Genomic DNA, 21,943 nt, shown 5'->3' with positions numbered 1-21,943 from the left:
GGCTGTCTCATTTCAGGATATTGAAGAACGTGATTTGCCGAAGATGAAAGTATAAAGATATTTTCTCTTTGGGGGTCGCTGAGATGAATACAATATGCTATAAATAGCATACGGGAATATGTAAAGGGGTAATATTTAAAGGGATAGCTGTACCTTTTTTTCATCAATATTAATGATTTATTAACTCAATATTGCTTATTTAATATAATTCTAATGTCGATATGCCATATTTAAATATCTCGGACGTCACTCTTTCTTTTGGCGGTTTGAAGGCTCTGTCAAATGTAAATATGAAAATAGAAGAGGGACTGATAACCTCCATTATCGGTCCCAACGGAGCCGGCAAGACCAGTATGTTGAACTGTATCTCCGGATTCTATCATCCGACCCTGGGTGATATTTTCTATGGAGAGAAAAAATTGACAAACGCCTCCCCTCATGATGTTTCAAATATGGGGATTGCCAGGGCTTTTCAGAATCTTGAGCTGTTTTCCGGGCTTTCTGTTCTCGACAATCTTCTTCTTGCCCGTCATTCGAAGCTGCAATACAGCTTTCTGCATGCTGTTTTCTTTTACGGTAAAGCCTCGAGGATTGAGGCGGAAAACAGGGCCTATGTGGAGAGTGTCATTGATTTCATGGAACTGGAACCCTACCGGAAAAGCCTGGTGGGGAATCTGAGTTACGGGGTTCAGAAAAAAGTTGAGGTTGCACGGGCATTGACACTTGCTCCTGATATTCTTCTGCTGGACGAACCCATGGCGGGAATGAACCAGGAAGAGAAGGAAGACATTGTCCGCTTTGTCATGGATATTCAGAAGGAACGCAATATTACCGTGGTTCTTGTCGAGCACGATCTTGGTGTGGTCATGGATATTTCCGATCGGATCTATGTTCTCGATTTTGGTGAGGTCATCGGGTCCGGTACCCCGGAAGAGGTCGCGCAGAATCCGAAGGTAATTGAAGCCTATATCGGGGAGGAGTAAACGAAATGACTACACGTGAACAACTGGTTGAATATTCGATCCCCCAGCTGCTGCGCTGGCGGGTCAGAAGTACACCCGAACGTCCAGCGCTCCGGGAAAAGGATTTTGGTATCTGGAACACCTACAGCTGGGAGGATTATTACAGTTATGTCCGTAAGACCGCCCTTGGGCTCAGGGCCATTGGTCTTGGTAAAAATGACACCATTGCCATCATCAGTGACAATATTCCAGAGCTGCTTTTTATTGCTATCGGTGGCCATTGTCTTGGCGCTATTTCCGCGGGCATCTACCAAACCAGCATGCCGGATGAAATTGCCCAGATCATTGATTATCTGAAAGTCAGTGCCGTTTTCTGTGACAACCAGGAGCAGGTGGACAAGGTTCTGGAAGTGCGCGACAGGATACCGGGTGTCAAAAAGGTTATTTTTGAAGATCCCCGTGGGATGCGGGAATATATGTCGGATGACTGGTTTATCGATATCAGTGATTTATATAAAATGGGGGAAGAGGAACATAAAAAGAATCCGGATCTCTTCGAGTCCCTGGTGGATCAGGGCAAACCTGACGATGTCTGTCATCTCTGTCTCACGTCAGGCACCACAGGGCTTCCCAAGGGAACCATGATGACCCATCGCAATTATATCAATATGGGCGTCAGGATTACCGAGGTGGATCCCCTGGAACCCACGGATGAATATGTCTCCTTTCTGCCTTTTGCCTGGATTGGAGAGCAGATGAATTCCTTTGGAGTGGCCATGGCAACGGGAATTACCATCAACTTTCCTGAATCTGTTGAGACGGCCATGTCGGACCTGAAGGAGATCGGGCCCCATTTCATGTTCGGTGCTCCCAGGATTTACGAAACGATCCGTTCTGAAATCTGGTTGAAAATCGACCAGTCCTATTGGCTGAACAAACTGCTTTATAATTATTTTATCAAAGTGGGGTTGGAAGCGGCGGAATACCGTATGCGGGGAAAGAATATGCCCGCAGGTCTGAAAATAAAGTCCTGGTTCGGTACCCTGATGATGTTCCGGCCCCTGATCAACCAGATGGGACTGTTGCGACTGCGGCGTGCCTATACCGGTGGGGCGGCCCTTGGCCCTGAACTGTTCACCTTTTATCAGGCCATCGGTGTGAATCTGAAACAGATTTACGGCCAGACGGAGATTACCGGCATCGCTTATATGCACCGGGATGGTGATGTCAGACCGGATACCGTGGGGAAGCCTCTTCCCGGAACTGAATGCAAGATTGCTGAAGATGGTGAAATTCTTTCACGGTCCCCTTCCGTTTCTCCCGGTTATTACGGGTTACCGGAGAAAACGGCGGAAGCTCTTGAGGGTGGCTGGCTCCATTCGGGGGACGCCGGCTACATAGACGAGCATGGTCATCTTATTGTCATCGACCGGTTGTCCGATGTGATGCACAGCCGGAAAGGAGAGATGTTTTCTCCTATGTTCCTTGAGAATTCCCTTAAGTTCAGTCCTTATATAAAAGAGGCAATTATTTTCGGGAACAACGAGGATTTTGTCAGCTGCCTCATCAATATCGATCCGGTTGTTGTTGGTAAATGGGCCGAAGATCACGGTATTTCCTATACAACCTATATGGATCTGTCGGCAAAAACAGAAGTGGCTGAGTTGATCATGAAAGAGGTTCTTGACGTCAACGCACGTGCTGAGAAGGAACATTTCAGGATCAAGCGCTTTGCTCTGCTCTATAAACTGCTTGATGTGGATGACGGGGAGTTGACAAAGACCGGCAAGATCCGTCGCAAGTTTGTCCAGGAGAAATACCAGCATCTCTATGATGCACTGTATGATGAATCCGTAACACAAAAAGATGTTGAGGCGTCCTTCCAGTATCAGGACGGGCAGTCAACGACGGTTACGGCAAGTATTAAATTCTACACGGTGGAAGGGGTCTGATGAGCTATTTCTTTCAAATTGTTGTCAGTGGAATCGTGGTGGGTTCGATCTATGCCCTGGCAGCCCTCGGGCTGGTTCTGGTGTATAAATCGAGCAGGGTTGCAAATTTTGCCCATGGTCAGCTTATTGCTATCGGGGCTTTTGTTACCTATTTTCTCACCGTCACAGTGGGTATACCCATCTTCTTTTCATTCCTGGGAAGCATGGTCATAACTTTTTTTCTCGCCATGAGTGTGGAAAGGATTTTCCTGCGCCGGTTGATTGGGGAACCGATTATTTCTGTTATCATGGTGACAATCGGTCTTGGCTCGATTCTGGATGGCCTGATTTACCTGACTCCGTTTGGCACTGAAAATTATTCTTTTCCTGCCTTTCTGCCCAGGGAACCACTGGTATTCGGTGGTGTCTCCATTTCCTGGACCCAGCTCGTGGGGGTCATATTGACTTTTATCCTTATTGGTGGATTTTCCTGGTTTTTCAAGAAATCAACTGTCGGTATTTCCATGCGGGCCGTATCCGATGATCAGTTTGCCTCCATGTCGGTTGGGATTTCCGTGCCAAAGGTTTTCGGGCTTGCCTGGGCGACTGCCGGTCTTTCCGCCGCTGCAGCCGGATGTATCATCGGCAATATAACCGGTCTTAACTTTGACACACTCCATTCTTTTGGAATCATAGTTTTTCCGGTTGTTATTCTGGGGGGACTTGACTCGATTCTGGGGGCAGTGGTAGCGGGGATAATCATGGGGCTTATCCAGCAGTTTGCCAGTGGCTATCTGGATGGTAACTGGGGGCTGAACGGTACGGGGGATGTCATGCCCTATATCATCCTACTGATCATTCTTCTTTTCAAACCTCACGGTTTGTTCGGTATTCACGAAATTGAGCGGGTGTAATCTATGTCAGCAAACAAATGGTTAGCAACAGGTAATTTCTTCACTTCATATAAAGAGGAACAGAGGAATTTTCTCACCAGCCTGGACAGGTCGATTTTTCTTTTTTTTCTTGTACTGCTCTTTGTCTGGCCTCTTTTTTTTCATCTCAGCAATAAAATCATGCTGGTGATAGATAATATTCTGATCGCCATTGTTGCCGTCATGGGATTGAACCTGGTTACCGGCTTTGCCGGTCTTATTTCCATCGGCCATGCCGCCTTCGTGGGTATTGGTGCCTACACGGTGGCTTCATTCTGCAGGGTGATCGGCGATACCCATGTCCTGATTACCCATTTCTGGCCACTGCTCATTCTGGTCAGCGGTCTTATGGGGGCGGTTTTCGGAGCGATTGTCGGTCTGCCGGCCCTGCGGCTGAAACATCTCTATCTTGCCATTGCGACCCTTTCGTTTCAGATGATTTTTCAATGGGTTATCAATTTTATGTCTTTTTTCAACCAGGGACAGACGATCTTCGTCGGCAGGGTTTTCTGGTTTACCGGTAAAGTGGGGAGAAGAGACCACTATGTGTTCTGGTATTTTATTATCCTGACGGTTGTGGTCCTGTTGGGATTCGGAATTAGAAACCTGCTGAAAACAAGGTACGGGAGGAGCCTTGTGGCAGTAAGGGACAATGACAGGGCGGCTGATGCCATGGGTATGAACCCGGGGCTTACAAAGGTGTATGCCTTTGCCCTGTCCGGTTTTTTTGCAGGCGTTGCCGGTGGTCTGCATGCGTATCTGTACAGGGGTGTCGGCTTTGAGTCGTTTACCCTGCATGAATCAATTTCCTATCTTGCCATGGCCATCGTCGGAGGCCTTGGAACTTTAAATGGATCTTTCTGGGGACCCGTTGCCATAAAATATCTCGATCTCAAGGTGGGCGCTCTGGCGGAATTTGCAGGCCAGTACCTTCCTTCGAGTATGAATCTGGCCACGGCACTCAAACCTTTCACTTTCGGCCTGGTGATTGTGTTGTTTCTGATGTTTGAGCCCAGGGGGATTTCAAACTGGTGGAGGATTGCAAAATCCTATACCAAACTATGGCCATTCAGGTACTAGCCCCGAATCTCTCTTGCACCTGAATCCTGCAATCGGCAGGTTCGGGATCTGCGCCTGTCTGCCGGAAATTTTGTATCTGAGCAGATAAGGGATCCGGGCCATGCCGGAGCGGATTGGCTTCCGGGCGCCTGAAAGCGGGAGACGTAACAGGTAGAAGCAAAAAAACAAAACAGGAGGAGAACATGGTCAACAGGAAAACCTTATTTTTCAATACACTCATGATCATTGCAGCACTCTTTGCGTTCACCACCGTGGCAAATGCGGGGGGCAAAGTCTATAAACTGGGGATGTCTCTGGCCATAACAGGACCGACATCGGATGCGGGTAACCCTTATGCCAAAGGAACTGAAGATTACTTCAAGTTCGTCAATGAAACAAAGATGCTCGGTGATGACACCATCGACTGCACCATCAGGGATGATCAGTATAAAACTGATATTACCAAAAGAAATTTTGAAGAGTATCTAGATGAGGGTATTGTCATGTACCTCAACTATTCAACGGGCAGTACCCTCGGTCTAAAGAGGGATTTTGAAGAGGAAAAGATTCCTGTTCTCCCTGCGTCCTATCATGCAGGAAACCTGGATGGCTCCAATTATATTTTCCTGCCTGTGGCGTCTTATTCCGAGCAGCTGGTCGCTTTGTCCGAATATGTTGTGAAAAATCACAAGGGCGGGAAGGCGAAAGTCGCCATGTTTATTCATCCTTCCGCTTTCGGCAGAGGACCGGTTGATGATGCGAAGAAGGCTGTCGCCGCCGGACTCAACATGGAAATTGTTGAAGTTGTCGAACACGGCAAGGATCTTGACAACTCTGCCATGCTGAAAAGACTCATGTCCAAAGGTGTTCAGTATGTTCTCTGCCATACGGTTCAGTCTCCGGTCGCCACAATGCTGAAGGATGCCGCCCGTCTGGGTCTGATTGCCAAAACATACGGTGAGAAAGGAAAACTGACATTTCTTGGTGTGCACTATACCGGTGGTAACGATCTTATTGCCCTGGCGGGTGATGCCTGTGAAGGTTATGTCTGGAGCTGTTCGTTCAATCTGACCTCAGAAAAAAATGAAGGCACTGAAAAGCAGCTGGCTCTGGCAAAGCGATATGGTCGTGATGAGAAGGCGGCCAACTCTCATAACTATGCAGCCGGCATCATGGTTGCTCAGGTTGCAACCGAGGCTATTAAGCGTACCAAGGCGGCAGGACTCGAGGTGACGAGGGCAAATCTCTATAAAACCCTGAATGAGATGAATGGCAAAAACGGCTATTTCCCTTACACCACTATCGGTCCTGTAACCTATTCCAAAACTGATCGTGCCGGAGTTGACATGCTGCAGATCTACACTGTTCAGAGCGGGTCTTTTAAGAAAGTCGGTACTCCGATCCAGTCTGAATTTATGAAAAAGATCAAGTAATTCTATTGCTGCTTGATTTTTTTTAATCTCAAAACCGACGGCCGGTTATTCCGGCTGTCGGCAGAGTAAAGCTGAACTTGAAAGAACAAATTTATGGAAAACACTCTGCTGGAAGTCAATAATATTGAAGTTGTCTACAATGATATCATACAGGTGTTGCGGGGGGTCAGCCTGACCGTACCACGGGGCAGCATTGTTGCACTCCTGGGAACTAACGGTGCGGGCAAGACGACGACCCTGAGGGCCATCAGCGGGCTTTTGAAACCTGAGAACGGGGCTATTAAGGAAGGGTATATTAAGTTTGACGGAACTGATACAACCAGGCTGATGGGGACCGATGTCGTTAAACTTGGTTCCGTCATGGTTCCCGAGGGCCGTCGTATCTTCAAGCACTTGACCGTGAATGAAAATATTCTAGTGGGTTCAATTACCAGAAAGGACGGTTCCAGAAAAATTCGCGAAGATAATGAACTGATGTACAGGCATTTCCCCAGGCTGTCCAAGGTGACAAACAGAATGGCGGGTTACAGTTCCGGTGGGGAGCAGCAGATGATTGCTATTGCCCGGGCGATGATGGCAGCACCGAAAATGTTGATGCTCGATGAACCGTCTCTCGGCCTGGCTCCTCTGCTGGTTAAGGAAATATTTGATAATATAAAGGTTATTAACAGAGAACTTGACACTACGATACTCGTTGTCGAGCAGAATGCCAAGGTTGCGCTGGCAGTTTCTGATTATGCATATATAATGGAATCGGGTAAAATTGTTCTTGAAGGACCCTCGGAGGAATTGCAGGATAATCCGGATGTGAAGGAGTTCTACATGGGAATCACCCAGGGGGGTGGAAGAAAATCGTTCAAGAATGTGAAATCATATAAACGACGTAAACGATGGATGTGAACAGTGCCATCAATAAATGGTGATTGTTCGCAAGGTGACAACTCCATGATTTTATTACCTTTGAACTGTAATGGCTCAACATGCTGAGCTTTTATTTTTCCAGGCTTCTTGGATTCGAACGAAAATCCTCATTGCCGGATACTTACAGGAGCAGCTTATGAAAATACTGGTTGGATACAATGGTGGTGCGGTGGGAGACAAGGCCCTGGGCCTTGCCAGGGATTTTGCGCTGAAATTTGATGCATTTGTCTATATCGTCACATCCATGGGCGGGGGGACTTCGGAAAAGGAATCCGATATTGCAAAGGTGGACAGGGAACTTGCCCTGGCCCGCAAGTTAATGGAAGAAGCCGGGCTTGAGTGCGATGCCCAGCAGAGCGTACGTGGGCTTTCCGCAGGGGAGGATCTGGTTCGTTTTGCCGAGGAAAATGATATTGATCATATCTTTCTTGGTATCAAGAAGAAATCCAGGGTTGAAAAGATTATTCTCGGTTCGACATCCCGTTATGTGATTCTCAAAGCACCCTGTCCTGTTACCACCACCAAATAGGTGGTTACTCACAGGGGCGGCAACTCTATGATTTTATTACCTGTGAACAATTACGTTGAACCTCATTGATGAACAGGATAAGATGGTTGTCAGGAAGTCTCGAACGAAAATTCTAATTTTTTAAGGTATCCAGAAAATCACCCTGAAGAAAAACTGGCAATAATACCCATTAACTATGTGATTGTATTGCTTTTTAAGGGTATCGGCAAACTAATATGTATTTGAAATTTTATGGTCTCAAAAAGAGACCTTTTGAGCTGACACCAAAAGTACATAATTTATTCCTGGGTGAAAGTCATAAAGAGGGTCTGGCCGTTTTAAAGTACGGTGTAATGTCTGACAAGGGGTTTCTGCTCCTGACCGGAGGTGTCGGAACCGGCAAGACCACACTAGTCAATTGTCTTGCAGCTTCTCTCGGAATGACCGAGGATCTTTGTCTTATTTCAAATCCTAATCTTGAAATTGCAGAATTTTACCATTTTTTTGCCAACAAAATTGGTCTGGATTTCGAGGGAAACAAATCCAAATTTTTTCTGGCGTTTGAAGATCTTTTGAAGAGGAATCAAAAATCTGGGAAGAAAATCCTTTTGATAATTGATGAAGCTCACGTTCTTGAAATTTCAATGCTGGAGGAAATTCGCCTGCTTACAAATATTTCTGCCGGTTATCCCGGTGGTATGAGTGTTTTTCTTGTGGGTCAACCTGAATTGATAGAACGGTTGGAGGATGACAGGCTGCGCCCGTTAAGGCAGAGAATTTCTCTCCGTTTTCATCTGGACGCTCTGTCAAGGGAGGATACTTTGCAGTATATCCTCTTCAGGCTTAATTTGGCGGAAGCTCAGCAGACAGGTCTTTTTTCGGATCAGGCCATTGATGAAATTCATCGGGCTTCAAAGGGGAACCCCCGGGTAATTAATATTATATGTGACAGTGCCCTGCTGGCCGGTTACGGTAAGAATTCTCTGCAGATTGATAAAAAAATTGTTCGCGATTGTATTGCCCGGCAGCAATTTTCAAATGAGAAGGGGGACAGTGCCGGCTCTCAAAACAAATCATTTGTGGAAAATGGTCTTTTCTGGTTACTGCTCATTTTACTTTGTGTTGAAAGTGCCGGTGTCTGGTTTGCCTATCAGTCAGGTCTGCTGGATGGGTTCTGGAATTTTGTGAAAAGTTATTATTTCAGCATGATCTCGTGATTTTAATTAATAAAAGCAAGGAATTAAAAATATCGCGATCAGTTGCGGATTGGGTTATTTATGGGAAACATATCAGATATTCTTGAAAAATCCGGAGTGGACCTGGGAGGGGGCGAGAATCCTTCCCGTCCAGGAAAGGCGACCAGTGAAAAAAGAGTTGCCGAAAAGGATTCATTTTATTCTGCCGGTGCATGGGATGAGCGCTTGCTGAAAGTAACCAATGAAAACAGGGAGGCATCGGAATCTTTTCGTATTTTGCGTTCCCGCATTCTTTACCCCCGTGAAGGTCAGGCGCGGCCCCAGACTATAATGGTGACATCCAATGCCCCCGAGGAAGGAAAGAGTTTTGTTTCCGCAAATCTTGCGATAACCATGGCAAGGGGGCTTGACCAGTATTCACTGCTAGTGGATTGTGATCTTAGAAGGCCATCTGTGGCCTCTCTGTTTGGTCTCTCTTCGGTATGTCGGAAAGGTTTGACCGATTATCTCAGGGATGGCGCTGATCCGGCGGAACTCATTTTCAGAACCACGGTTGAAAAGCTTTCAATTATTCCAAGTGGTGATTGTCCTGTTAATCCTGCAGAGTTACTTGCTTCAGCCCGAATGTCCGACCTGGTAAATGAACTTTCAGGACGATACAATGACAGATTTATTATTTTTGACAGTCCCCCATACCTGCTGGCATCCGAATCTAATGTTCTTGCGAAGGAGGTGGATGCGGTTGTCCTGGTTGTTGGCTACGGAAAGTCGGACAGGGAAAAAGTAAAGACTATGATTGAGCAGATTGGTCAGGATAAAATAATCGGTATTGTCTTTAATGGTATGAAAACCAGCTATCTGAAAAAGAAAATACTTGGTTCGTACAATACGTATTCTAAATACACAGCTCCTGAAAGCAGTGATTCAGCAAAACAATAGCTGATTACGTACAAAACTCAGCCTGATAAAGCAGGCACATCCACAAGTCGGCTGAGTTTCATGGGTAATCAAGTAACAATAAGCAATTGCCAGGTTTTTCATTGATCTGGAACAGAACTGGTCAACCGAATTGAGTTTTAATGGCTGTGCGATCAACTGAACCATCTTCTGCTTTCGGTAGTTCCGATATGAATTCAACGTATCGCGGTTTTTTGTAGCCGGCAATACGGGCAGCACAGAAACTGACCAGATCTTTTTTTGTCAGGGTCTGTCCTTCGTGCAGGGCACAGACAGCCTTGATTCCTTCACCGAATTTTGGATCGGGTACACCGAAGACACATACTTCCTGCACTGCTTCATGTTCCAGTATCACCTTTTCAACTTCGGCGGGGAAAACATTTTCTCCGCCTGGTTTGATGAGTTCTTTTTCCGCTTTTCTCCCTTTGAAAAAGAGATAGCCTTCCTGATCTGTCATGCCCAGGTCACCGGTGTGGTGCCAGCCTTCACGGAAGGTGTGGGCATTCAGTTCGTCACTGTTCCAGTATCCCTGGAAAACCAGGGGGCCCCGGACAAGAATTTCGCCTGTTGATCCGCAGGGAAGCAGGGTGTCGAAATCGTCCGCGATTCTGATATTGGCAAGGGAGGAAATTTTCCCGGCAGAACCGGGTTTATCAAAATATTTTGCAAAGGTAATAAGGCCGGAGGTCTCTGTCTGCCCATACATCGTCCAGAATGAAGAACCGGTAGCCTTTTCCCATTTTTTAACAGTATCAGGCGCTTCCAGGCCCGCGACACTTTCAAGACTCGGCAGGGTTGTTTCCCCGTCTTCCAGCACTTCCAGGATATTGGAGAGAATCGGAGGGAATGACCCGAAAATGTTGACCTTCTGTTCATCCACCAGTTTCACGACCTGCCCTGGATCAAACTTGTCCATTATTATGTTCCGGCCACCGGCCTGGAGGGTTGCAAGCCCCAGGTTGACACCCATGATATGGAAGAGTGGCAGGATATTGAGATAGGTTCTGCTGCTGTCAAGGTTGAATGTCTCAATAATCTGCTGGTTGGCGAGAATTATATTTTCCTGACTGAGGACCGCTCCCCTGGGTTTTCCCATGACAGCGGCGGTATGGATAATGATATATGGGTCGTTACGGTCACAATCGACTGTTTTTTTTATACCGGTTTCTTCGTAGAGATTGTTGAACGGTTCGTGATCTACAACAAACAGGTTATCAACAAAGGAGCATGATTCTTTCAGTTTTTTCGCCTGTTCTTCCATTTCTCCGTCGCAGATGAGAAGCGCAGGAGTCGTGTCCTCAATGATATACGAAATTTCTTCACTGTTGAGGCGTCTGTTGATAAGGACAAGAACCAGGTTCAGGGCGGAAGCGGCGCCGAAAAGATGAAAAAAGGCGGGGTGATTTTTGCATAGAATGCCAATCCTGCTGCCTGCTGGAAGATTCAGGTTCTGTAAACCGTTTGCCAGTCGGCGGGTCTGTTCAAAAAGTTCGGCATGGCTGGTATCCTGATCATTCCAGCATATGGCGGTTGATTCTCCTCTGAATAGTGCATTTTTTTCATAAATATCATAGTAGGTCAGGTTGCGAAGGCTGTCCATGGAGTTTATCTCCTTTAAAAAGGATACCATATGTGAATATCTTGTTCTTGTGTTATGCGGGGGAATACAGACCAGGTTGAAAATGGCCCTGTCACCCGACCTCTGTGGCCCGGAAAAAATACTCACATCTCTTTAATATGATGTACTTTTTAATCATCCTGTTCCCTGGTCTCGAATGAAAAGTCAGATTTTCAAGGTACCTGTAAAGCTTAATCAGGTAAATAGTGAAATCCATTGCAATTCATCTCAATAAAACCTAAACTAAAACCAGCCTTATATCAATATAATTATCTTCAATCATCAGTTGATTTGCTGTTTGTCGCCGGTTGGAAAAAATCCAAAATAAACAGCGGAGACGGGTTTATTTATTAACGGAATGAATTATTTTTTCCAGCGTTTGCAAGGGGATGTTTTTTCTGAATTCTGTTATTAAAACCGGATGAGGTGAAATATGAAGTCGCAACTTGGGGATGTTCAGAAATATTCTCATTTAATATTTCTCCAGAAATGGCCTTTTTGTCCGATTTCCCTGTCAGTCGGAAAAATAAAACACCAAAATATACCCGACATGCTTCGCATTTATTTTCCTTTGTCCATTGGATTCAAATGGAAATTCTCATTTCAAGGTGGACTCCAGTTAACTGTGGTCTGCCTTTTTTTCTTCTTTTTTACTCTTGGGGGATTTGGACAAAACTGTCATGCGGGAGAAATGGAGGAGTGCATGGTGCGGGCCATGCAGGCAGCCGAAGACTCAAAAACCGTTGGCGAGCTGCGTCTCCAGTGTCAAAAAGAAATAGAGGCGGATAGCCTTCCGGTCGGAAAGGAAGATAAGCTGCCCCTGGTGGAACGTCGTATCTACCAGGACAGAAAGCATGTCCTTGAACCGTTCACTCTGATGGCTCATAAACCTAATTATGTGTTGTTTGCTTCATATAACAGCAGTTCCTACGACGCGACTCCTTTTCAGGAACAGTATAATAATCCTGACCTGGAATGCGATGATGTGGAGGCTAAATTCCAGTTGAGTATCAAATTCCCTCTTCTGGTCAACCTGGCAAATGACACCTTTGACATCTATGCGGCTTATACAAACAGGTCATTCTGGCAGGTATATAACAATACAGAATCAGCACCCTTTCGAGAAACCAACCATGAGCCTGAAATCTGGGTCCAGTTTCATCCCAGGTGGGAATTTTTCGGGTTCACCAATGTCTGGAATTCTTTTGGAATAAATCATCAGTCCAATGGCCGGGATGGTATTCTTTCACGCAGCTGGAACCGTTTGTTTGCGTGGTTTACCGTAGAACGTGGAAACCTGGCCATGAGTTTCAAACCCTGGTATCGCATTCCTTCTGACGGAAAAGATGAAAATCCCGGTATTACAGACTACATGGGACACTATGAATTGAGTGCATCTTATAAATGGCAGGAACATGTTTTCAGCGTCATGTCCCGGAATAATCTTGAATCAGGTTTTCATCGTGGTGCCGTTGAGTTAAGCTGGAGTTTTCCCCTCTGGCACTGGCCTTTTCTGCGGGGATATGTGCAGTATTTTAATGGTTATGGTGAGAGTCTGCTCGACTATAATCGTTATACCAATGCTGTAGGAATCGGTTTTTCGCTTACGGACTGGCTGTAAATGTAATTAGTCACAGGACACTGGCAACTTTATGATTTTGTTACCTCTGAAATGTAATTGCTGTCCCTGTGAGTTGTTATACAACCCAGTGGCTGATACTATTTTTAACTTTTGTTCTTTTGATTTTTTGTATATTTTTGCTGATGGTGACTGGAATCATGGATTCAGAAAATTAAAGGATGTTTTGAAAATCAGAATTTTGCTCGGAATCAAGGAACGGAAAAACTAAAAAGCGCATCATATTAAATGTATATGAGTGTTTTTTACATTCCTGTAACGGAGAGATCGGGTGAAAAGGTAATTTTTCAAAGTGGCCTGGAGTGATTCGAAAAATAAGGGGAGAATGAATGCCGGATAATATCGATGAGCATGAAATCGCGACACACATAAAGAATAAAAAACTTGTAAAAGAGAGAAGGAGGCAGATTGTTGATGCCGCGGTAAAACTGTTCATCCGGCATGGATACCATAAGACCACGACCAGAGCTCTGGCAAAGGAAACCGGTCTTTCCATCGGTTCAATTTACGAGTACATCACCACAAAGGACGATGTCCTCTATCTGGTGGGAATAGCCATTCATTCGGAAGTCGAACAGGGGGTCAAAGATGCTCTGGCGCGTCCCACCGAAAGCAAAGATGCTCTGGCGGAAGTGATCCGGGAATTTTTTCTGGTCTGTGACCGCATGAGCGACCATGTGCTGCTGATGTATCAGGTGACCCATTTTCTGCCGGAGAAATGGCAGAAAAAGGTGCTGGGAGCTGAGCTGCGCATTACCAATCTTTTTATCGAGGCTATGAAATCCCTGCGGGAAATGGGCAAGCTTCCGGACCTTGATGACAATACCATCACTTTAATCGGCCATAATATTTCAATTATGGGGCATACATGGGCTTTTCGCCGCTGGTATTTTGCCAAATATATGACCATTGATGAATATATAGAGCGTCAGACTGAGTTTATAATGAGTTTTCTCGGATAAGCGTCAGATTGGCAGGGTATGGAGCTGTTGACTGTGGCAGATTAAATCATCTTTCTGAGCTGGCGTTCAGCTTCTTCAACGGCCTTGTAGGCGGTACCAAGGGCAATTCCGGCGCCGCAACGGGCCCGAATCCAATCCTGATGGGCAAGAAGAGAGCCCGCCGCAAAGAGGTTTCTGCTGTATACTTTTTTTTGACTGTCCAGAGGGCGAAAGGAAGAGTCAACCTCAATGCCTGCCTGATTGACCGGATGTCCGTTCCGGTCAGTGTATTTTCTTCTATACCACTCACTCCTTGATGCCGGCTGGGTTACCGGCAGGTTCAGAAGAGATTCTTTAAGGCCGTGGAATCCTGCCTGCAGCCCACCGCTCAGAAACCTGCCCGTGGCCAGGAGGACACATTTTGCCTTGATATCAACGGGGCCAAGATTGTCGGTCAGTTCCAGTTTTGCGGTGTTTTCCTGCAGAGAGATTTTTTGCACCTTCTGCTGGGGAATCAGAGAAAGGCCTTTTTCAGGGAAGACCCGCTGGAACATTTCCCGCAGCCGGATACCTGGGACTCCCGGCGGCATGGTGGGGATTTCAAAAATTTTTTTCCCGGTAAGGCGTTCCAGTTCTTCTCTTACCCTGTCCGGTTTATGTATTCCAAGGATTGCAGGCAGTCCTATGTATTCCCGGGATCCGGCGGTTTTTTTCAGAAGAACGGCAAGCTTTTCACGATTTCCTGGAACTTCGAGAGAGCGGGCCATGGGTTCCGGATAAAGTTCACCCGGACGGGCGTCGGGGAATTCGATTCGGCAGGTTGCAAGGTTGGGCCACCGGGTTTTAAGATTGGCAACAATCTGCCTGCCGCTGAATCCTTTCAATCCTTTGAAGTCAACAATAACTGTTGGTTTTTCAGAACGGAAGGCTTCCACGCCGGGCAGCATGGTTTCAGGTAGACAGAGTGTCGGTTTCAGGGTTCCCACGGGGGTCAGGGCCTGCAGATTTGTCACGCCGGGTCGGCTGTAGCGGATCCCGCAACTGCTGAGAAAATCTGTTACCTGCATGAAGGCACTGCGGATTTCATCTTCAGTAAGTTGACTGAGGGGGTGGTTCGGCTGTATTTCCCGCAGCTGCTGTACACCAAGCCATGGGTCATCAAGAATTTGCATGGAATCCGGAAAATGACAGCCGAGGAGATCAAGATAGCCGGTAGTGTAGGTAACAGCGCCGCTGTCACCCACCTGGGTTGTTTTGATATTCCTGTTCAGAGCAAAGATTGATGCGGAAAAGCCGGCCAGACCGGAGCCGATAATCGCCAGATCAGTTGAAATATGCCGTGTCCGTTCAGCCATTTATCTCTCTCCGGATGGTTCGTCAATCATGTCGAGACCAAGCAGACCGCAGTGCATGGCTTCCGCAAGTTCCATCTGGGCGGCCTGGGCACCCCACGTGATGGTACGTGTTCCCTTGAAGCGTTCGTCAAAGAAATTTCTCATATGGATGAGCCCCTTGCTGTCTGAATAAAATTCACGATCGTAAAGGTGGGAGGCGATGCGGATACCGCAGAACGATCCCTGGCACGGTCCCTTGCCGGCTCTGGACCTGAGAGCGATGGCTTCCAGAGTCATTTCCTTTTCATATCCTGGTGCACCAGTGATGATTTCATCAATGGCGGACTGTGGGACCATTTCACACTCGCAGAGTATCATGTCTTCCGCATTATTTGACTGGAACCAGTATCTGGGGGAAGCGCCCGGTTCTGTCCATCTGCAGCTCCCGTCGTCAACCAGGGGGACGAGATGGGTAGTGCAGGGTTCAGTGTTGTTGAGGCGACGGGCGACCAGATCAGCCGTTTTTTCCGCCATTAACCTGAAGGTCGTGAGTTTACCCCCGGTTATGGTGCAGAAGTTGGAAATTTCCTGGTTCTCGTGATTAAAAAGGGCAAAACCCCTGGTCGCTTCCCGATCATCTCCTGCTCCTCCTGACTGGAGCAGAGGCCTGACCCCGGAGAAGGCACGGATATATCGTGTGGTTGCAAGAGAAGGGATCATCGCCGATCCTTCGATGACATTTTTATCGATTTCAGGTACCGTTGGCCGGATATCATCGAGATTGTCTGTTCGGACGGAAGTGGTGCCGAGAACGGAAACAGTACCGCCGGGTACTAGAATATCACCGTCTCCAGGTGGACGCAGCCGGTTGACGACATGACGAGTCAGCCGGTCGTGACTTATGAGAAGGGATCCTTTGGAATAGAGCAGGTTGACATCCCGGCAGTCGGCAAGACGGGCAATCTCCATGGCCCATGCACCACCGGCATTGATAAATTGTTTTGCCTGGATTGAGATCCTGTTGCCTGTTTTGTTATCCCTGCATATGGCTGTGGTTATTTCGTCCTTATCAAAGGAAAAGCGAAGAAGTTCCGTATGGGGATGATAGCTGTGTTTCCCGTTGCGGCGTGCATCCGCCACATTTAAAAGAGCGAGACGAAAAGGATCAATGGTCGCATCAGGTACTCTGAACGCCTTGAAAAGATCCCGGGATAACAGCGGTTCCAGTTCGCGGGCTTCGGCGGGGGTCAGCGGTTCACAGAGAATAGATGCTGCTTTACAGTATCGGGGAAATTTCTCGGCAAAAAGAGGATCGTCACCCTCGACTGCGACAAAAAGACCTCCTGTATTTTCAATGCACTGGGGAGCAATTGTTTTGAGAATTTCACTTTCAGCACGGCATTCCATGGCGGAGTGGAGATCATTAGAAACATATCGGCAACCGGAGTGGAGCAGTCCATGGTTTCCTCCTGAGGCACCTGAGCAGAGATCGGCTCTGTCAATCAGGCAGCAGTCAATACCGCGCAAGGCAAGATCACGCATAATTCCGGTGCCGGTTACACCGCCACCGATTATCAGCACTTCTGTTTCAATGTGCATCCCGGAACTCCCGATTATAATCCTGAATCTGTGACGGCCTTTGTGATTGTTTTTTTGCAAATACCTCTATTCTGTACTTCAAAGTACGAAAGAATACTCACGGATTCAGGAGTGGATTCCAACTTTAGCTGTAAAAGAAGATTTATTTATATAAACAGTACGGGAAAATAGTTCAAGTGAAAATAAGATTAATTTCACTTGAAAGTAAATATGTTGATAAATGAAAATCAAATGCGTGAGATAACAGAAACCGACATGGGATTCCCATGGTCAGTTATGACTCAGTGCTGTTTGGTCAAAGTTCTTGAGACAGCGTCTTTCCAGCCATTGTATTTTCGTTGCCGTATTTTTTCATCAAGGGATGGTTTAAATCGTCTGTTCTGTTTCCATGTCGCTGCGAATTCAGACGGAGCGGGAAAGATGGATTCATGAAGTCCGGCAAGGTAGGCAGCACCGACGGCTGTTGTTTCAAGAATTGTTGGGCGGTCAACCGGTGCATTGAGGATATCAGCCAGGAACTGCATGGTATAATTGGAGGCTACCATGCCGCCGTCAACCCGAAGTACCGTTGTTTTCATGCCCTGCCAGTCGCCGGCCATTGCTTCAAGCAGGTCTCTTGTCTGGTAACAGACCGATTCCAGAGCGGCCCGGGACAGTTCCGCAGGACCTGTGGCACGGGTGATGCCGAAGATCGCACCCCTGGCATCCGGGTCCCAGTGGGGTGCACCAAGACCGGTAAAGGCTGGAACGAGGTAAACATCCTGGTTTATATCCGCTTCCCGTGCGAGTTTCCCGGTTTCAGAGGCGGTTTCTATCAGTCCCATGGCATCCCTCATCCATTGAACTGCAGCTCCGGCGACAAAGATGGAACCCTCAAGGGCGTAGGTTGTTTTACCATCAAGTCTGTAACCAATGGTGGTGAGCAATTTGTTACCAGAGGTGACCGCCTGTCCCCCTGTATTTAGAACAATAAAACATCCTGTACCGTAGGTCGATTTAATCATTCCGGGCTGAAAACATGCCTGGCCGACCAGGGCAGCCTGCTGATCTCCGGCAATTCCCCGTACTGGTATGGAAGAACCCAGAAGAGCGGGTGCGCTTATGCCAAAATCATCGGAACAGTTTTTGACTTCAGGCAGCATGGATTCAGGGATGTCAAAGAGCTGGAGAAGTTCCGTGTCCCAGCAGTTATCGTGGATATTGTACAGCAGGGTGCGGGAGGCATTGGTGGCATCCGTCGCATGAACCTTTCCCTCGGTCAATCTCCACAACAGAAAGGTATCAACAGTGCCGAAGGCCAGTTTCCCGTCCTTTGCCATCTGTCTGGCTCCAGTGACGTTTTCAAGGATCCAGTTGATTTTTGTGCCGGAAAAATAAGCATCCAGAAGCAGTCCTGTTTTGGCAGTAACCATGGGCTCATGCCCGGATTCACGCAGTCTGCTGCAGAAATCGGCAGTTCTCCGGTCCTGCCAGACAATGGCCCGGTGGATCGGTTTTCCTGTCTCCCGGTCCCAGACAATGGTTGTTTCCCGCTGGTTGGTAATCCCTATGGCGCTGATGTCTGTTGCGGCAAGTCCGGCTTTGTCCAGTGCCTGTCGGCATGTGGCGAGACTACTGTTCCATATTTCCTCCGGGTCATGCTCAACCCAGCCTGATCGGGGGAAAAACTGTTCAAATTCCTGCTGGGCCAGTCCCACTGTTTCAAAATGTTCGTTGAAAATAATTGCCCTGCTGGAGGTTGTTCCCTGGTCGATGGCAAGAATATGTGCTGACATGATAAATCTCCCCGAAGAAGGAATGAAGTAACTGATCACAGGGGCAGCAACTCTATGATTTTATTACCTCTGCACTGTAATTGCTCACAGGTGCCACATATTTTTGCAAGTTCTTTAGTTCGCAATAGCCTAGCGGGCGGACAAAAGAAATCGTGAAAAGATGCGGTACCTGTGAGCAATTACTGAATGACGACTTCCTCCTGGGACGGAGGAAGTCGCACGGGCCGAAAAGAAGAACTATTCTTTATTTTTTGGCGGCAGCCGCCCAGCTTTTAACGAGTTCATCGTAGTCGATGGTCATGCCTTTAGGCTTCTCGTTGGCCAGTTTGGCCTTGGGTGAACCGGGCAGGTTCAGCCAGTAGGACGGATCCTGCTTCTTGTTCAGCTTGGGTCCGCATTCTCCCTGGATCTTTGCCCGTTCAAGCCGCTGAAGGACCTTGTCCTGCTGCATGGCCAGACTGTCCATGGCCTGCTGCGGGGTCTTGTCCCCGGTTACGGCATCGGCAACGTTCTGCCACCAGAGCTGGGCCAGTTTCGGGTAATCCGGAACATTGGTTCCGGTGGGTGTCCACTGAACACGGGCAGGACTGCGGTAGAATTCAATCAGTCCGCCAAGCTCAGGTGCCCGCTTAGTGAAGGATTCATGCCAGATGTCCGATTCCCTGATCGGGGTCAGTCCCACGTGGGTTTTTTTCAGACTGACGGTTTTGGAAACAACGAACTGGGCATAAAGCCATGCGGCCTTGCGGCGTTTTACAGGAGTCGACTTCATAAGAGTCCATGAACCACAATCCTGGTAGCCAAGTTTCATTCCCTTTTCCCAGTAAGGACCGTGGGGGGAAGGAGCCATGCGCCACTTGGGCATGTTCTTCTTGTCAACCACGGCTATACCGGGTTTAACCATATCCGCGGTGAAGGCTGTGTACCAGAAAATCTGCTGGGCAATGCCTCCCTGGGCTGGTACCGGACCGGCTTCGGAGAAGGTCATTCCCGCGGCTTCCGGTGGAGCATATTTCTTGAGCCAGTCGATATATTTGGTCAGGGCGTAAACTGCGGCGGGTCCGTTGGTGGCACCACCACGTTCAACCGAGGAGCCGACCGGACGGCAGCCGTCTACCCTGATTCCCCATTCGTCAACGGGCAGGCCGTTGGGGATACCCTTGTCTCCGGCACCGGCCATGGAGAGCCAGGCATCGGTGAAACGCCAGCCGAGTGATGGGTCTTTCTTGCCGTAATCCATATGGCCGTATACCCGTTTACCGTCAATTTCCTTGACTTTGTCGGTGAAAAATTCGGCAATATCCTCGTAGGCAGACCAGTTTACAGGTACACCAAGTTCATAGCCGTAGATGTCCTTGAATTTCTTTTTCAGATCAGGACGGGTGAACCAGTCGTAACGGAACCAGTAGAGGTTGGCGAACTGCTGGTCCGGGAGCTGGTAAAGTTTACCGTCGGGGCCGGTTGTAAAGGATTTACCGATGAAATCGTTGACATCAAGCATAGGGTCCGTAACATCCTTTCCATCTCCATTCATCCAGTCGGTCAGCGGTACGGCCTGCTGATAACGGAAGTGGGTGCCGATCAGATCAGAGTCGTTGATATAGGCATCGTAGATGTTTTTATTGGACTGCATCTGGGTCTGCAGTTTCTCGATAACATCACCTTCACCGATGAGATCGTGGTTGACTTTGATACCGGTGATTTCGGTAAAGGCTTTGGCCAGGGTTTTCGATTCATATTCATGGGTGGTGATCGTTTCGGAAACCACGTTGATTTCCATACCTTTAAAAGGTTCGGCCGCCTTGATAAACCACTCCATCTCCTTCATCTGGTCGGCCTTGGAGAGGGTTGAGGGTTGAAATTCATTGTCGATCCATTTTTGGGCCTCGGCGCTTCCCGCCATGGCAGATACGGGTCCTGCCAGTAGGGCGGCCACTGCTGCTGCAGTAACTAACTTTTTGATCATCGATTTCCTCCTCTGTTGTTTTACGTTTATTCCGTCGGCGGAAAGTCCGGGACGGAACGGGACAAAAAATACAGGTATTATACCCATACAAAAACACAGACTGCGTACACACAGGCCAGGGCAAAACCCCACCAGAGACTGGCGCTGAAAAAGGCCAGCCAGAAGATATGGATAAAGGCTGAGCCGAGCAGTGAGACAAAGAGCCGGTCTCCCCGTGTGGTTTCAAACCTGAGAATACCGACCCGGGGCGCACCGCCGGGACGTTTTATTTCCCAGATCGTCATGGCCACGAGCAGGCAGAAAATTATAATAAAAAAGGCGGCGGTGGGTCCGGTCCAGGCCATCCAGCTTAAATTCATTGTTTCCTCCTTCCCTTAAACTCGTCCAAGGGCAAAACCCTTGGCAATATGGTTACGTACAAACCAGATGACCAGCGCACCCGGCAGGATGGTGAGGACTCCCGCTGCGGCAAGAACACCCCAGTCAAGTCCCGATGCGGAAACCGTACGGGTCATGATAGCCGAAATAGGTTTGGCATTGACCGCCGTAAGGGTTCTGGCCAGCAGCAACTCCACCCAGGAAAACATAAAGCAGAAAAAGGCGGTGACACCGATACCGGAGGCAATATTGGGGATGAATATTTTAATGAAAAACCTGGGCCATGAATATCCATCCACAAAGGCCGTTTCGTCGATTTCTTTTGGAATTCCTGACATGAATCCTTCCAGAATCCAGACGGAAAGCGGCAGGTTGAAAAGACAATGGGCCAGGGCTACAGCGATATGGGTATCAAACAGGCCGATGGATGAGTAGAGTTGAAAAAAGGGCAGGGCAAAAACTGCCGGGGGCGCCATCCGGTTGGAGAGCAGCCAGAAAAAGAGGTGTTTGTCACCGACGAAACTATAGCGGGAAAAGGCATAGGCTGCCGGCAGGGCAAAACATACGGAGATGACCACATTGATGGAGACATAGATCATCGAATTGATGTAGCCGGAATACCAGGAAGCGTCGGTGAAGATTACCCGGTAATTGGCAAAAGTCAGGTTCTGTGGCCAGAGACTGAAGACCGAGAGAATTTCCTCATTGGTTTTCAGGCTCATATTGACCAGCCAGTAAATGGGCAGGAGCAGAAAAAGAATATAAAATACGGGTATCAGCCATTTCCAGCGCAT

19 protein-coding genes are annotated in these 21,943 nt (G+C 47.8%); 12 read left to right on the top strand and 7 right to left on the bottom strand.

Going from position 1 to position 21,943, the window contains the following annotated elements:
• Nucleotides 1-221: 221 nt before the first annotated feature.
• From ACXLDX_RS00810 to ACXLDX_RS00770, 9 genes are all read left to right on the top strand, one after another.
• The gene (locus ACXLDX_RS00810) at nt 222-983 is read left to right on the top strand and encodes an ABC transporter ATP-binding protein (RefSeq protein WP_457575286.1); all 762 of its coding nucleotides are present in this window, start codon (nt 222-224) and stop codon (nt 981-983) included.
• A 5-nt stretch (nt 984-988) separates the two neighbouring features.
• The gene (locus ACXLDX_RS00805) at nt 989-2,914 is read left to right on the top strand and encodes an AMP-binding protein (protein ID WP_457575285.1); all 1,926 of its coding nucleotides are present in this window, start codon (nt 989-991) and stop codon (nt 2,912-2,914) included.
• On the top strand, nt 2,914-3,807 hold the full coding sequence (locus ACXLDX_RS00800) for a branched-chain amino acid ABC transporter permease (RefSeq protein WP_457575284.1): 894 nt from the start codon (nt 2,914-2,916) through the stop codon (nt 3,805-3,807). Before ACXLDX_RS00805 ends, ACXLDX_RS00800 begins: the two co-directional genes overlap by 1 nt.
• A 3-nt stretch (nt 3,808-3,810) precedes the next feature.
• Nucleotides 3,811-4,905, top strand: coding sequence for a branched-chain amino acid ABC transporter permease (locus ACXLDX_RS00795; RefSeq protein ID WP_457575283.1), 1,095 nt, complete (start codon nt 3,811-3,813; stop codon nt 4,903-4,905).
• A gap of 113 nt (nt 4,906-5,018) precedes the next feature.
• Nucleotides 5,019-6,317: an ABC transporter substrate-binding protein gene (locus ACXLDX_RS00790; protein WP_457575282.1), complete on the top strand. Its 1,299-nt coding sequence runs from the start codon at nt 5,019-5,021 to the stop codon at nt 6,315-6,317.
• Between the two features lie 93 nt (nt 6,318-6,410).
• Complete coding sequence (locus ACXLDX_RS00785; RefSeq protein ID WP_457575281.1) at nt 6,411-7,217, top strand: ABC transporter ATP-binding protein; 807 nt, start codon at nt 6,411-6,413, stop codon at nt 7,215-7,217.
• 157 nt (nt 7,218-7,374) lie between these two features.
• Nucleotides 7,375-7,767: a universal stress protein gene (locus ACXLDX_RS00780; protein WP_457575280.1), complete on the top strand. Its 393-nt coding sequence runs from the start codon at nt 7,375-7,377 to the stop codon at nt 7,765-7,767.
• Between the two features lie 215 nt (nt 7,768-7,982).
• Complete coding sequence (locus tag ACXLDX_RS00775) at nt 7,983-8,963, top strand: ExeA family protein (RefSeq protein ID WP_457575279.1); 981 nt, start codon at nt 7,983-7,985, stop codon at nt 8,961-8,963.
• A 60-nt stretch (nt 8,964-9,023) separates the two neighbouring features.
• Nucleotides 9,024-9,881, top strand: coding sequence for a polysaccharide biosynthesis tyrosine autokinase (locus ACXLDX_RS00770; RefSeq protein ID WP_457575278.1), 858 nt, complete (start codon nt 9,024-9,026; stop codon nt 9,879-9,881).
• Between the two features lie 121 nt (nt 9,882-10,002).
• Here the strand turns inward: ACXLDX_RS00770 and ACXLDX_RS00765 are convergent, their stop codons facing one another.
• On the bottom strand, nt 10,003-11,499 hold the full coding sequence (locus tag ACXLDX_RS00765) for an AMP-binding protein (RefSeq protein WP_457575277.1): 1,497 nt from the start codon (nt 11,497-11,499) through the stop codon (nt 10,003-10,005).
• Here ACXLDX_RS00765 and ACXLDX_RS00760 point away from each other — a divergent pair.
• The 3 genes from ACXLDX_RS00760 to ACXLDX_RS00750 all read left to right on the top strand — a co-directional run bounded on the left by ACXLDX_RS00760 (nt 11,498) and on the right by ACXLDX_RS00750 (nt 14,118).
• On the top strand, nt 11,498-11,635 hold the full coding sequence (locus ACXLDX_RS00760; protein WP_457575276.1) for a hypothetical protein: 138 nt from the start codon (nt 11,498-11,500) through the stop codon (nt 11,633-11,635). The two genes, ACXLDX_RS00765 and ACXLDX_RS00760, sit on opposite strands and share 2 nt — an antisense overlap.
• 507 nt (nt 11,636-12,142) lie before the next feature.
• The gene (locus ACXLDX_RS00755; protein ID WP_457575275.1) at nt 12,143-13,138 is read left to right on the top strand and encodes a phospholipase A; all 996 of its coding nucleotides are present in this window, start codon (nt 12,143-12,145) and stop codon (nt 13,136-13,138) included.
• A 347-nt stretch (nt 13,139-13,485) separates the two neighbouring features.
• Nucleotides 13,486-14,118, top strand: coding sequence for a TetR/AcrR family transcriptional regulator (locus tag ACXLDX_RS00750; RefSeq protein WP_228854786.1), 633 nt, complete (start codon nt 13,486-13,488; stop codon nt 14,116-14,118).
• Between the two features lie 41 nt (nt 14,119-14,159).
• Here ACXLDX_RS00750 and glpB read toward each other — a convergent pair whose 3' ends face one another.
• The 6 genes from glpB to ACXLDX_RS00720 form a co-directional block, all read right to left on the bottom strand.
• A complete protein-coding gene (glpB, locus tag ACXLDX_RS00745; protein WP_457575274.1) occupies nt 14,160-15,452 on the bottom strand; it encodes a glycerol-3-phosphate dehydrogenase subunit GlpB in 1,293 nt (430 codons plus the stop codon).
• Nucleotides 15,453-17,030: an anaerobic glycerol-3-phosphate dehydrogenase subunit A gene (gene glpA / locus ACXLDX_RS00740; RefSeq protein WP_457575273.1), complete on the bottom strand. Its 1,578-nt coding sequence runs from the start codon at nt 17,028-17,030 to the stop codon at nt 15,453-15,455.
• Nucleotides 17,031-17,311: 281 nt separating this feature from the next.
• Nucleotides 17,312-18,805: a glycerol kinase GlpK gene (glpK, locus tag ACXLDX_RS00735; protein WP_457575272.1), complete on the bottom strand. Its 1,494-nt coding sequence runs from the start codon at nt 18,803-18,805 to the stop codon at nt 17,312-17,314.
• A gap of 244 nt (nt 18,806-19,049) precedes the next feature.
• On the bottom strand, nt 19,050-20,771 hold the full coding sequence (locus ACXLDX_RS00730; RefSeq protein ID WP_457575271.1) for an ABC transporter substrate-binding protein: 1,722 nt from the start codon (nt 20,769-20,771) through the stop codon (nt 19,050-19,052).
• Between the two features lie 77 nt (nt 20,772-20,848).
• Nucleotides 20,849-21,130 carry a DUF2160 domain-containing protein gene (locus tag ACXLDX_RS00725; protein WP_457575270.1) on the bottom strand — a complete coding sequence of 94 codons (282 nt, stop codon included), beginning with the start codon at nt 21,128-21,130 and terminating at the stop codon, nt 20,849-20,851.
• Between the two features lie 15 nt (nt 21,131-21,145).
• Entirely contained in the window at nt 21,146-21,943 is a 798-nt protein-coding gene (locus ACXLDX_RS00720; RefSeq protein ID WP_457575269.1) for a carbohydrate ABC transporter permease, read from the bottom strand.

The sequence above is a fragment of the Desulfomarina sp. genome, from assembly GCF_054039375.1.
This window is presented reverse-complemented; position numbering and strand designations above follow the sequence as displayed.

Coding starts and splice junctions, on each gene's coding strand:
- ACXLDX_RS00765 (WP_457575277.1), bottom strand. CDS start 11,499: ATGGACAGCCTTCGCAACCTGACCTACTATGATATTTATGAAAAAAAT.
- ACXLDX_RS00810 (WP_457575286.1), top strand. CDS start 222: ATGCCATATTTAAATATCTCGGACGTCACTCTTTCTTTTGGCGGTTTG.
- ACXLDX_RS00780 (WP_457575280.1), top strand. CDS start 7,375: ATGAAAATACTGGTTGGATACAATGGTGGTGCGGTGGGAGACAAGGCC.
- ACXLDX_RS00760 (WP_457575276.1), top strand. CDS start 11,498: ATGGAGTTTATCTCCTTTAAAAAGGATACCATATGTGAATATCTTGTT.
- ACXLDX_RS00750 (WP_228854786.1), top strand. CDS start 13,486: ATGCCGGATAATATCGATGAGCATGAAATCGCGACACACATAAAGAAT.
- ACXLDX_RS00720 (WP_457575269.1), bottom strand. CDS start 21,943: ATGCGCTGGAAATGGCTGATACCCGTATTTTATATTCTTTTTCTGCTC.
- glpB (WP_457575274.1), bottom strand. CDS start 15,452: ATGGCTGAACGGACACGGCATATTTCAACTGATCTGGCGATTATCGGC.
- ACXLDX_RS00730 (WP_457575271.1), bottom strand. CDS start 20,771: ATGATCAAAAAGTTAGTTACTGCAGCAGCAGTGGCCGCCCTACTGGCA.
- ACXLDX_RS00800 (WP_457575284.1), top strand. CDS start 2,914: ATGAGCTATTTCTTTCAAATTGTTGTCAGTGGAATCGTGGTGGGTTCG.
- ACXLDX_RS00725 (WP_457575270.1), bottom strand. CDS start 21,130: ATGAATTTAAGCTGGATGGCCTGGACCGGACCCACCGCCGCCTTTTTT.
- glpA (WP_457575273.1), bottom strand. CDS start 17,030: ATGCACATTGAAACAGAAGTGCTGATAATCGGTGGCGGTGTAACCGGC.
- ACXLDX_RS00805 (WP_457575285.1), top strand. CDS start 989: ATGACTACACGTGAACAACTGGTTGAATATTCGATCCCCCAGCTGCTG.
- ACXLDX_RS00770 (WP_457575278.1), top strand. CDS start 9,024: ATGGGAAACATATCAGATATTCTTGAAAAATCCGGAGTGGACCTGGGA.
- glpK (WP_457575272.1), bottom strand. CDS start 18,805: ATGTCAGCACATATTCTTGCCATCGACCAGGGAACAACCTCCAGCAGG.
- ACXLDX_RS00785 (WP_457575281.1), top strand. CDS start 6,411: ATGGAAAACACTCTGCTGGAAGTCAATAATATTGAAGTTGTCTACAAT.
- ACXLDX_RS00775 (WP_457575279.1), top strand. CDS start 7,983: ATGTATTTGAAATTTTATGGTCTCAAAAAGAGACCTTTTGAGCTGACA.
- ACXLDX_RS00795 (WP_457575283.1), top strand. CDS start 3,811: ATGTCAGCAAACAAATGGTTAGCAACAGGTAATTTCTTCACTTCATAT.